Origin of the sequence: Caballeronia sp. SEWSISQ10-4 2 (assembly GCF_030464885.1) — a bacterium.
Lineage (GTDB): Bacteria > Pseudomonadota > Gammaproteobacteria > Burkholderiales > Burkholderiaceae > Caballeronia.
In genome coordinates this window covers 67,618-79,246 of record NZ_JALPRJ010000001.1, presented here as the reverse complement: position 1 = coordinate 79,246, position 11,629 = coordinate 67,618, and the positions used below count along the sequence as shown (strand labels likewise).

Below are 11,629 nucleotides of genomic sequence, written 5' to 3'. Positions count from 1 at the left end.
ATGAGTGCATCATTGCGACGCCGGACGATGGTGGCCACGACGCGCGTCCGACGCGCCTATGGCACCCGAAGCAGCAACCCCGGAAGCACCTGAAGCAGCTTTGGGTTTGTCTGCCGGAATAGTGATCTTCGCACCTTCCTTCAGCCGGTCGGAGCCGTCGATCACCACGCGTTCACCCACTTGCAGACCTGTCTTGATGCTGGTGCGTTCACCATCGATCGGGCCGATCTTCACGTTACGCACTGTCACCGAATTGTCCGGCTTCACCACATACACAAACGCGCCCGACGAGCCGTTCAGCACCGCGGGCGTGGGCACGATGGTCGCGTCCTTGATGACATTGACGAGCAGTTTCGTGTTCACGAACTGGTTCGGAAACAGCATGCTTTCCTTGTTGTCGAAGCGCGCGCGCAGCTTGACGGTACCCGTGGTGGTGTCGATCTGGTTGTCGATGGTTTCAAGGTAGCCGCTTTCGAGCGACGTGGTGTTCGCGCGGTCATAAGCGGTCACCGACATCTTCGTGCCGGCATGCAGCGGTTTCAGAATGGCGGCGAGATTGTCTTCAGAGGTCGTGAAGATGACGCTGATAGGCTGCAGTTGCGTGATGACGACGACACCGTTCGTGTCACCTGTCGTTACATAATTGCCCGGATCGACCTGCCGCAAACCGACACGGCCCGACACCGGCGCCGTAATGCGCGCATAGGTGAGGTCGAGCCTGAAGGTATCCACGCTCGCCTGGTCCGCCTTCACTGTGCCTTCGAGTTGCTGGACGAGCGACGCCTGCGTGTCCACCTGCTGGCTCGCGATCGAGTCTTGCGAGAGCAGCATCTGGTAACGCTTCAAGTCCAGGCGCGCCGTTTGTAGCAGCGCCTGGTCCTTGGCAAGCGTGCCTTGTGCATTGCGCAGCGAGATCTCGTAAGGGCGCGGATCGATCTGCGCCAGCACGTCCCCCTTCCTGACCATCTGGCCTTCCTGGAAGGCGACGTCCTGCAATGTGCCGTTGAGCAGCGTCTTGACCGTCACTGACGCCAGCGGCGTCACCGTCCCGAGCGAGTTGATCACCACCGGCATTTCGCCTTGCGTCACCGTAGCGACATGCACGGGCTGCGGCGGAGCAGGCATGCCCGGACCGCCGGGACCACCACCGCGCCGCCCGCCGCCTGCCTGCTGCTGCGGGTTATTCGCGCTGCCCCGGTTCCACGGATGCCATGCGAACAAACCCGCCACGATCAGGACTATGACGACGATCCACAGAAGCCGGCGCCGGCGAGGCTGGGAGGCTGACAGAGGGGGAGTCGAGGCTTGGGAGGTGGGCGAACGGCGTTCAGAGTGAGGCGGTGGCGCTGGGTGGTTTTTCTGTTCGTCCATCGTTTCAGTGGCTCGGTGAGTCGGTGGGCTCGGAAACTGTCTTGAGGTGCTGGCGCGTTGATTTGGGCGTTTGAGCGGACGGATCCTGATGCGTGCCGAAAACGCCATAGGCGCCTGGAGCAGTCACCAGAGCGAAAGCTTTGAAAGATTGGCCGGGCGCGCGAAGCATGATGCTACGTCCCGTGCTTCGTTGCAGTCCAGCTATCTTTCTTTCGATTGATTACGAACGTTACGAGTGCCGGGTGGGACAGAAGGCAATTCGAAAAGGGCGTTCAGAAGGCGCGGCGACATCGTATCGTCTTGTGCGTTTGCGAGTCACGCAAAGAGGTTGTTACGCATCGCCTTGGACGAAACCGCGTGGGCCGGGAAGATGCGCAGGACAAGGTGATCGACGACGAAACGCCCTAGATGCCGGTGCAGGTGCAAAGCGGCACATGAGGTGTTTCGCCGTCGATCAGGCGGCGGCGCGTTATTCGCTCAGGCGCGCCGACGGTGTTCCGCCGATCTCATGCGTGATCTTCGCGACGCACTCGAGCAGGGCCGGCGCGACCTTGTTCAGTAGTGCGTCCCGCGGTGCCTGGTACTCGGCGCCGCCGCAATTGACCGCATAACGTTGCCCCGACGGCCCGACGAAACCCGCCGCCACGGCATTGAGCCCCTGGTGCCAGTCACCGGTGGAGATGGCGAAGCCACGGCGCACCGCGTCTTCCAGGCCAGGCTTCAGGCTGCTGTCGATGCTCGGCCAGTCGTCGCCCGAAGCGGTCCGCAGACTGTCGAGCAGACCGATCCGGTCGGCTTCGCCCAGCGCCGCCAGATACGCGCGGCCGACAGCGGTGCGTCCCAGATCCATCCGTGCGCCCACTTCCAGCCGCGATACAAGCACGGCCGAGCGTGGCCGGATGGTATCGATCACGACCATGTCCAGCCGGTCGCGTACGGCCAGATGAACGCTCAGCGTAGTCCGGTCCGCCAGTTCGATGAGAAACGGCCGTGCGCGTGCACGGATGTCGAAGTTGCGCAGGAAACCATTGCTCAACTCCAGCACCGAGGCCGTGAGCACGAACCGCTCACTGTCGGGTAATTGAAACAACAAATTGGCGCTCACGAGGGTCGCCGTCAACCGCGAGATGGTCGGCTTCGGAATGCCCGTCCATTCGGCTAGTTCACGATTGCTGACCGGAGCGTCGGCGGCGGCGATTCGCCTGAGTACGTCGAGGCCTCGCGACAACGCGACGACTTCTTCCCCATCACGCCCTTTTTCCTTTTCCCGGCTCGAAGGCCGGCTCTCAGTGGTGTGCATTATTTTTGGAACTTGGTTTCGTTGGAAAGGCTGGAGACGCCATTCATCGAAGCTGACTGAGTACGCGCGTCTCCGCTTGCCGGAATCGTATCAACCAGCAATGAAAACGTGTATTTGCTGGACCCGTTTTTGTCATTAAACCCGCGTACCATACCGCTAGATAATCGCTCAATCCTCGAAATTTCGCTTGACTAGGTTTCGCATAACGTAAAAAATGGAACCCGATTTCGAAAGCACTCCGGAAGCGCTAGTTGCGCGCGTCGAATTGCGATCGATAACCAGCTCTCAGGTTCTAGCACGGCCCTCGGAATGGCTAGAACTTTTAAGGCGCTACGGCAACGTAGCGCCTTTTTTTTTGGTTCGTCAAAGGCTCTCGCAAAAGCGCTGTGGCCGTCGCGGCCTATGGGCGTGTGCTGCGTTCGTATGTGCGTGTACGGAAAAGCGCTGCTGACTGGTACGGACTTGCCGCGGTGTCAAAGGCGATGGACGCTCGACGTGGCGCATCGGCTATTCAAATCCTTACGCCATCTTATTTTCTTTTTATACCGCTTCGTTCCCCCGCGTGTTTAGTATTTTCAGGTGAACTACAAAGATGCGGGGTTTTTCGCCATCAAGGTTATGCCTTTTTAAAGCGAAAGGACACGGTGAGATACACCCGCGCGCAGGACAGATGTCCTTATCAATGCCACTAGCGGTGCGCGGTGAATATCTTGCCCGGTTTTAGCAGGCGCCGGCCGCGCAACGCCCAATAGATTCCTGCGATACCTAATATTGCCGCACTGCCGAACACGAGTACCGGAGAAACCTGCTGAGGCTCGGGATTGCTCGTCGCGACGATCATGGCCGCGACCAGCGCTACGCCCGCTTGCGCAAAGGCGCGCTTGGCCCGGTCGCGGTGGCCGGAAAAACGCACGGAACGCGACATCGGCGTGCGCGTGAACGGTTCGAAGAGGATCAGCCCGGCAACGAGGGCAATCAGCAGATTCATCAGGGTCAAGGCAACACTTCAATATCGAATTCAGGGATGGCCAGCACTGTAAGAACTGGCGTCGATGAAATGAATCAGAAGCGTCTTAAAGCGGGTTGGATTGTCAACGTTGCGAGACGGTGCTGGTGGCTTTGCTCGTGGCACTAGTGCCGTTTGTCAGGAACGTGCCCGAAACCCGGCCGAACGGCCAGCGTTGCACCCCGGAAAGATGGGGGCTGAGCGCGCACGGTTATCATGAGTCTCGAGTGAGCCGTTGAACCGGCGAATGTAACCATCGGGTGGGCGGCAAGTCGGCACTCCCAACAGGATGATGACAACGATGCAAAAGAACTGGATGAACCGGCTGGCCGGCGCTGCGGTGGCGCTTGGGTTGCTGGCTGCGTGCGAGAAGCACGAAGCTGCGGCGGGGCAGGCTGTCGGCGCGATGAATAACCTGGCCAGCCAGGCGGGCCAGAAATTCGATCAGGCGGCGAGCTATGTCGGCCAGCAGGCGGACTCGGTAAAGCAGTCCGCGCAGCAGAACTTGCAGTCGGCGGGCACGTTGCCGGATATGTCGGCGAGCAGCGTGGCGGCAGCAGCGCGTGCGAACATGGAAGGCGCGGCCAGTGCGACAAACGCGGCTATCGTGAATGCCGCAAGCGATACCGGCGCGGGTCTGCAAGCCACAGGACGCAAGCTGCAGGCATGGTCGGCAAGCTCGGCGGCGGCTCAAGGCGCGACCAGCGGAATGTCGGGAACGAGCTCGGGCGGTTCGTCCAGTACGTCGTCGGACCCGGGAAATGCACGCGCGGATATGGACAAATAGGTGGGCGCCGACTGGACTTCTCGAGCGTGCCGTCGTGCTTCTCAATGCCGCGAACAAGGTCGCTGCGGGCTAACATCTCGTTACCCGCGTGACTGTTTTGTCTAAAGATAATTTCAGCGCAGCGGCTAAACTGGCGGTCTTTTACCTTTTTCGCACCGCCATGAAGCCAAGCTGCATCCGGGCGCTCGCTGGCGCGCTGGCATTTGCCGCGTTGGTCAGCGCGGCGCTCACCGTTACCTCTCCGAACGCCAATGCCGCACCGCCGGCGCTCACGCTGCCGTCGTTTCAGGAGCTCATCAACAAACCTGCGGCACCCGGCCCGGCATCGGCTTCCGCCGCTGTTTCTGGTGCCTCGGGCACCGCGGCGAGTCCGGCCAGCGAGGCGGACCTCGCTCGCTCGCTCGACACGGTTATCTCTACGCTCGACAGCGACCGGCAACGCACGGCGCTGGTCGCGCAACTGAAAAAGCTCCGCGACGCCAAGCGCGACGCCGATGCCGCAGCGCAACCCGCCGACGCAGCCGCGGCGTCCGACGGCACGGGCACGGCAGCGCTGGCTGGCGTGGCTGCTGCTGTGTCTGCGCCGGCGAGCGCATCGACGGCAGCGTCGGCGGTCGTCGCGGCCATCACGCCGAAAACTGGGTTGCTGGGTGCGATTGCGTCGGGGCTGGCGAATATCGAGGCCGATTTCAGTCGGGGCCATACGCCGCTCAACTACTGGGGCGGCCGCCTGAATGCAGCCGGCAACGAGTTGTTCACCATCGTCTCGGGCCAAAGCCGTGAAAGCTTTGGGCGCACGCTGTTCAACTCTTTCCTGACACTCGCAGGTTGGGGTCTGTGCGCCTATCTGCTGGTGTACTTCCAGCGGTACTTGCACGCCCGTTACAACGTGCATTTCGGCCTGCGTCCCAATCCGACCACCAGCGAGCTCTTGATCTTCGCACTGCGGCGAGTCGGGCCGTATCTCTTCGCTTTTATCGCGGCGCTCACTTTTGTGCGGCTGATGCCCGTGTCGCTCGGCCGCACACTTGCGATGGTCACGGCTTACGCCATCGTCGCGGGTGCGGTGTTTTCGTCGATCTGCCTGATCATGTTTTCGCTGTTCGGCTCGGCGCATCGGCGGGTGGCGGTGAATCTGCTGATTCTGCATGCGCGCCGCCTGTTGTTCCTGATCGGCACGCTCGGCGCACTGGGCGACGCCGCATCGAACTACGACGTGGCGCAGCAACTCGGCACGAATCTGTCCGCGCTGCTCGCGACGGTCGCGAACATGAGCGCGGCGGTCCTGACCGGCTATTTCACGCTGGCGTTCCAGCGGCCGGTGTCCCATCTGATCCGCAGCCGCTCGTACGAGCAGCGCAGCCGGCACAAGGCCGCGACGGAGACGTTCGAAGTGGTGGGCTCGCTCTGGCAGGTACCTATGCTGCTGCTTGCATCGGCGTCGGTGATCGCGACGCTCGCGGGCATCGGGACCTCCGAGAACGTGCTGCAGATGGCGATCGCAACCGCTGGGCTGTTGGTGGTCGGACTGTTTCTTAGCGCCGTCGTGTTGCGCGTGACGCGTTTGCCGCAGCGCAAGACGCGCCGGCAATCGGCCTACGTGCGTCGGCTTTTCAAGTTTTTTGGCCGTCTGGTCGTATTGGCCATCTGGATGGTTTTCCTCGAACTCGCGTCGCGTTTCTGGGGTTTTTCGCTCACGAAACTCGCCGAAGAAAGCGTCGCCGCGCGCGGCATCACGCACGCGGTGAGTGCGATCCTGCTGACTATTCTCATCGCGTGGCTGACGTGGATCCTGATCGATACGGGGATTCAGGAGGCGCTCAATCCGAATACGCCGCGCGGCAAGGGGCGCGGTCCGAGCATGCGCGCGCGCACCATGCTGCCGCTGATCCGCAACGTGGTGTTTGTCGGACTGCTGAGCGTCGCGGCGATTGTTACTGCCGCCAATCTCGGGTTGAACGTGACGCCGCTGCTCGCCGGCGCCGGCGTGATCGGGCTGGCGGTGGGCTTCGGCGCGCAGTCGCTGGTGGCCGATCTGATCACGGGGCTTTTTATCATCATCGAGGACACCATTTCCGTTGGGGATTCGATCGAGGTCGACGGCGGCCACGCGGGCGTGGTGGAAACGCTGACCATCCGTACCGTGCGGCTGCGTGACGGGCAGGGCGCCATTCACGCCATTCCTTTCTCGCAGATCAAGGTGGTGAAGAACCTGTCGCGCGATTTTGCTTATGCGGTGTTCGAGGTGCGAGTGCCGTTTTCCGCCGATGTCGACCAGATCACGCAGATGATTCGCGAGGTCGGCGCGGAATTGATGGCCGATTTCCGATACCGGCGCGAAATGCTGGGGCCGATCGAAGTGTGGGGACTGGACCGTTTCGATCCCAACTGGATGGTCGTGAAAGGGCAGATCAAGACGCTGCCGCTGCAGCAGTGGAGCGTCGCGCGGGCGTTCAACGTAAGGGTGAAGCGCAAGATGGACGAGATCGGCATGGACGTTCCCGTGCCGCAAATGCAGGTGCGCGTGTCGCGGGAAGCGGCGAATAAAGACACGTCGTGGGAGGAGATGGAGGAGGTGACAGAGCCGGTGCCATTGTCGCCTGTGGAGCGGAGCGCGGCCGCGAAGGCCCGGGACGTGTCGCATGAGCCGCAGCCCGCGCCGCCGCCGACCGATCAATCCGTCCAGGTGCCGCCCCAGATTCCGACGGCGTCGGAGCCGGGAAAAGCGTAGCGTGGGGGTTTGGGCATCAGTATTGGCCCAACGCCCAAGCCAACGCGCGCTAGGCGGCGACTGTGACGAGATCGTTGACGTGCGTCGAGATTTGCGCGCCAGGCACGCCATAGACATGGATGGAAACGGCGGTCTGTCCCGTGGCCGACGCGTTCCCTAACTGGTGAATTGCCCCACGCCCCGGGCCGACAAAGGACACCGCGCCGCAAGCCCGCTCATGGCGGCGCGTCGCAACTGCCCGATGCGCGTCGGCATCCCACGCGAACAGCGTCTCGGACAGCGCTCCTTCAATCACCGTATAGGCGCACCACGTGTGATGGCCATGCACCGGACTTGCCTGACCGGCTTGCCAGACGAGCGCCGCGACGGCGTAGCGGCCGAGCGGATCGGCGACGAGCAAATGCCGCCGATAACAATCCAGTCCGCTTTCCCGCTGGGCGTCCGATAAAAGGCCGGTTTCCCTCGATAACCCGCTCAGTGCCGCACGCACGCCAAGTGCGAACCCCGCCGACGACGGATCGAGGCAACAGGCTTGATCGAGTGTTTGGGACAACAGCGCGAGCGGCGATTTTGTATCGAGGGCGAGGGTCATGGCGAGCTCGTGAAGAAGCGGAATCGGGCTGAAAGGAGCGGAAAGCTGAGCCTCATTTATACCGGTTTGCATGTGGAAAAAGTTTCCATATAATTTCGTCGAGGCGTGGAAAAGTAGAATAATTTCCTATAAGGGGCAGGCTGTGGGCATGGACCTCATCGATCGCAAGTTGCTGGAACTGCTGCAAGAAGATGTGACAATGCCGATTGCCGAGCTGGCGACACGCGTCAATCTCTCGCAGACGCCATGCTGGAAACGCGTGCAACGGCTGAAGGAGACCGGCGTGATCCGCGCTCAGGTCGCGCTTTGCGACCCACGCAAGCTGGGCGTTGGGACAACGGTGTTTGTCGCGGTGAAGACGAACCAGCACACGCAGACCTGGGCGGAGGACTTCACGCGCGCCGTACGCGATATCCCCGAAGTGGTCGAGGTGTATCGAATGAGCGGGGAGACCGATTATTTGCTGCGCGTGGTGGTGTCGGATATCGACGATTACGATCGCGTCTACAAGTCGCTGATCCGCGCTGTCCCGCTTTACGACGTGAGTTCGAGTTTCGCGATGGAACAGATTAAATATTCCACCGCGCTGCCCGTGCGGCCGCCGCTCGGGGTCACAGGAAACTGAGGTTTTGGGCGCGACGTGGAAAGCGTTGCAGCGTGGCGAGTGGCAGACCGGTGCAACCCTTCTGAAATCCATGTCGGGTAAGATCCTGCGCTTCGCCCAATCCCACTCAGAGCTTCGATTTCATGACCGATGACCGCCGCAAAAAGGCCCCGACGCGGAAGAACCCCACCTTCGCGATCAGCATTCTTATCGTGGTCGTGGTGCTGCTTGTGATCGGCACATTGTTCTTCAACGCGATCCGCGACAAGCGTGAGTACGAAAGAGAAAACCCGCCGGCGCAAGCGAGCGCTGCTGCATCCGCCGCATCCGCGGCCGGTGCTTCTCAGTAACGCTCTCCGGCTCATGCGTCAGTGGCCTGATCAGCCACTCACTCCGGCAAGTTGATGAGGCTCGCGTCCTTGCGAATCAGGAGCGACGCCGTCAGCATCTGCTTGCACTGGTGCGCGAGCAGCTTCAGATCCTGGACGGCGTCGGCCGGGATATCTTCGGCACGCTCCGCGCCGACCACCATTGAATCCAGTTCGCGCGTGAGTAGCTTCGACTGCTCGGCTTGATCGTCGGGGGCGGGCACACCGTCGTGCGCCTGCGTTAGATTGTCGCGGATGACGGTCAGCGCGCGCTGCACGGGTTGCGCCGCGTGACCCGCAGCGGACTTTCCTACCGATTGCAACAACGGTCCCGCCGCCGTGATCTGCGACGCGAGCACGTGGCTGCGGATCAGCAGATCGTTGAGTTCAGGCACGAACTTCTGCTGCGCCTTCGGTTCGAGCATCATGCGCTGAAACGCCTGGCCGAGATTGGCAAACGCGATATGCACGTTCTTGCGCGCGAGGCGATAGCGGAAGTCACTGTCCAGCGCTTCCGCTGCCACGGCTGCTGCGGCGGAGGCACCTGAAATAGCGGTCGCGGCCGCGCTTTCGCCGGCAACGGTTTTCTTCTTCGATGCCGATGCCGAGCTCTTGCCGCTCGTTTCAGCCAGAGCCGGTTCGCGTCGTGCCGCCGATTGATCCGGGGTCTTGGTTGTCGCAGCGTCCGTTTGCTTCGTAGTTACGTCTTCGTCCGTGCTGGTAGCTGCGCCGCTTCTTTCCGATGTCGCCATTTCTGTGGAAGCGGACGCCACGTTGCTCGCGACCGATGACTGACCGGCGCCGGTCCCACTGAGCGCGCTGCGCGAAGCGCTTTCCCCCGCTGCCGCAAGTTCCGCTTCGCCGGCCTCGGCCCGTGCAAGTGCGGCTGTCGCCGCTTGCGCCGTTCCGGCGTTGGTATCGGCGAAAAGATTGGCGTCCGCCGCGCTCTTCGCTTCAGCTGGCGCACCGGGCTTGCCGGTCCACCACCAGCTTGCCTCCAGGTAATTGCGCATCGCGGCGATCATGTCGCGCACCTGCTTGCCCATCAGCCGGTATTCCCAGTACGGAAACAGATGACTGGCGGCGATTGCGATGGCGCATCCAACGGCCGTGTCGATGGCGCGCTCTCCGATCAGCCGCATGCCGCCCGGCGCGAGCAAGTGCAGCATCAGCAGCACATAAGCCGATGTGAACGCGACGCTCGCCGTGTAGTTGAAGAGCAGCAAGCTGTAGCTCATGACCATGCAGGCGAACATGGCCACAAGCAACACGTGCGGGTCTTTCACCACCAGGATCAACCCGACGCACGCGGCACAGCCGATTGCCGTGCCGATGATCCGCTGCACGTTGCGCTGCTTGGTGAGCGAATAACCGGGCTTGAGAATGATGACCGTGGTCATCACGATCCAGTACGCGTTGGTGAGCGGCAACAGACGCGCGAGCCAGAACCCGACGCCGACCGCGATCGTTACGCGCAGTGCGTGCCGGAAGCTCGGCGAGGCCATCGACAGGTTCGAAAAAATCTGCATGAACGGCACGCGCCGGCTTGACACAAAACGCGACAACATGGGGTCGACGCGAATCTCGGTCTCGGTCACGCTCGGATCATGCCGCGTCCGGCGACGCATTTTGTCGATGAGCCGTGTCGCGCTCCAAAGCCGTCTGAACGCTGACGACACCGCCGAATAGGCCTCCGGGTTTTTCTGCGGGACGCCGTGCCGGCGCATCTGGTCGAGCTCGTATTCGATTGCGCGCAACTCGGCCTTCACGTTGATCCGCGCGCGCGCTGGCCGGTTTTGCAGCACGGCGAGGCCAATGTCCTCGAGATCGAGCGCGGCCTTTCTCATCAGGTCGCGATAGAAGATCAGGATGTCCGAGCCGCCGAAGGTGTTGCGTACCATCGGGTAGTCCGTGTGCGCGCCCACGAACATCTCGTGCAGGTCGACCACATTGATAAAGAGGTTGAAGAGCATGACGCGCCGTGCGTCGAGCTTGCCGCTTCGCAACTTCGGCAGGTTACGCAGCACGATGTCGCGCGCCCCGTCCTGACGCTCTACAGCGGCAATCTGCTTTTCGATCAGCTTTCGATAACACTCGTCGAGATTGGTGTCGAGATCGTAAAACTCAGAGCGCGCCAACAGATACTCGGCGCAACTGAATACGCTTTCAGCGAGCGCTTGCCGCTCGATCCGATGAACCAGAGAGCGGCTGACGAACGTCGCCCAATAGGTGTACCAGAGGCCACCGAGCAAGATCCACGATGCGTTGACGAGCGCCTGCATGGGCGTGAAATGCTCTTCCAGCGTCACGATCATCATGAAGAGCGTGGCGAAGCTGATCTGCGGCCAGCGGTTGCCGTACACGACGATCAGCGACAACACGAACGTGAGCGGCACGACAGTCAGCCACAGCGTCACTGCATTCGCGCTCGCGATCCCGGTAGCCAGCGCTGATAAAAAACCGATCACCGTGCACGCCAGCATCTCGTTGTGCTTGTACTTCAGCGGCCCCGGCATGTCGACGACGCTCGCGCCCAGCGCACCGGTCGCAATCGTGAAGCCGAGTTCACGATTGTGAAACACCGTCAGCATCAGTATGGCCGGCAGCGAGACGCCGAGCGCGATCCGCAAGCCACCGAAGAAGTACTGGCTATAAATGAATTTTCTGATTTCTAGCGAGTAACGCATCGACTTCCTAGTTTGCTGCCCGGGGTGTCTTATGTCCCGGCATGGTCTCGGTTTGCCACATTGGGCACTCGGACCTGTTTCAATGTGGCTTCGAGTCTAACCCAACTCGATGGCATCGAAACCTAGGCCGTTCGGACGAATCCCGGTTGAGAACGGCCTTTGCTATCCTGTCGTTTCACCTCG

Annotated in this window: 9 protein-coding genes; 4 read left to right on the top strand and 5 right to left on the bottom strand. The window is 61.7% G+C overall.

Translation table 11 applies throughout. The features are described from left to right. Positions 1 to 9: 9 nt before the first annotated feature. The 3 genes from M0D69_RS00340 to M0D69_RS00330 form a co-directional block, all read right to left on the bottom strand. On the bottom strand, positions 10 to 1,371 hold the full coding sequence (locus M0D69_RS00340) for an MdtA/MuxA family multidrug efflux RND transporter periplasmic adaptor subunit (protein ID WP_301780123.1): 1,362 nt from the start codon (positions 1,369 to 1,371) through the stop codon (positions 10 to 12). Positions 1,372 to 1,840: 469 nt separating this feature from the next. Next, positions 1,841 to 2,671, bottom strand: a complete 831-nt coding sequence (locus M0D69_RS00335) for an IclR family transcriptional regulator (protein WP_301780122.1) — start codon at positions 2,669 to 2,671, stop codon at positions 1,841 to 1,843. Positions 2,672 to 3,359: 688 nt separating this feature from the next. Continuing rightward, positions 3,360 to 3,668, bottom strand: coding sequence for a hypothetical protein (locus M0D69_RS00330; RefSeq protein ID WP_301780121.1), 309 nt, complete (start codon positions 3,666 to 3,668; stop codon positions 3,360 to 3,362). Between the two features lie 310 nt (positions 3,669 to 3,978). On the opposite strand from M0D69_RS00330, the gene M0D69_RS00325 reads away from it, so the two are divergent. After that, complete coding sequence (locus M0D69_RS00325; RefSeq protein ID WP_301780120.1) at positions 3,979 to 4,464, top strand: hypothetical protein; 486 nt, start codon at positions 3,979 to 3,981, stop codon at positions 4,462 to 4,464. A 160-nt stretch (positions 4,465 to 4,624) separates the two neighbouring features. Beyond that, the gene (locus M0D69_RS00320; RefSeq protein WP_301780119.1) at positions 4,625 to 7,195 is read left to right on the top strand and encodes a mechanosensitive ion channel domain-containing protein; all 2,571 of its coding nucleotides are present in this window, start codon (positions 4,625 to 4,627) and stop codon (positions 7,193 to 7,195) included. Between the two features lie 49 nt (positions 7,196 to 7,244). On the opposite strand, the gene M0D69_RS00315 is transcribed toward M0D69_RS00320, so the two are convergent. Further along, positions 7,245 to 7,787, bottom strand: coding sequence for a cysteine dioxygenase family protein (locus M0D69_RS00315; RefSeq protein WP_301780118.1), 543 nt, complete (start codon positions 7,785 to 7,787; stop codon positions 7,245 to 7,247). A 148-nt stretch (positions 7,788 to 7,935) separates the two neighbouring features. Here M0D69_RS00315 and M0D69_RS00310 point away from each other — a divergent pair, with 148 nt between their 5' ends. Then, on the top strand, positions 7,936 to 8,412 hold the full coding sequence (locus M0D69_RS00310) for an Lrp/AsnC family transcriptional regulator (RefSeq protein WP_075645426.1): 477 nt from the start codon (positions 7,936 to 7,938) through the stop codon (positions 8,410 to 8,412). Positions 8,413 to 8,534: 122 nt separating this feature from the next. Beyond that, complete coding sequence (locus M0D69_RS00305) at positions 8,535 to 8,741, top strand: hypothetical protein (protein WP_301780117.1); 207 nt, start codon at positions 8,535 to 8,537, stop codon at positions 8,739 to 8,741. A gap of 38 nt (positions 8,742 to 8,779) precedes the next feature. On the opposite strand, the gene M0D69_RS00300 is transcribed toward M0D69_RS00305, so the two are convergent. Then, a complete protein-coding gene (locus M0D69_RS00300) occupies positions 8,780 to 11,446 on the bottom strand; it encodes an FUSC family membrane protein (protein ID WP_301780116.1) in 2,667 nt (888 codons plus the stop codon). Between the last annotated feature and the right edge of the window lie 183 nt (positions 11,447 to 11,629).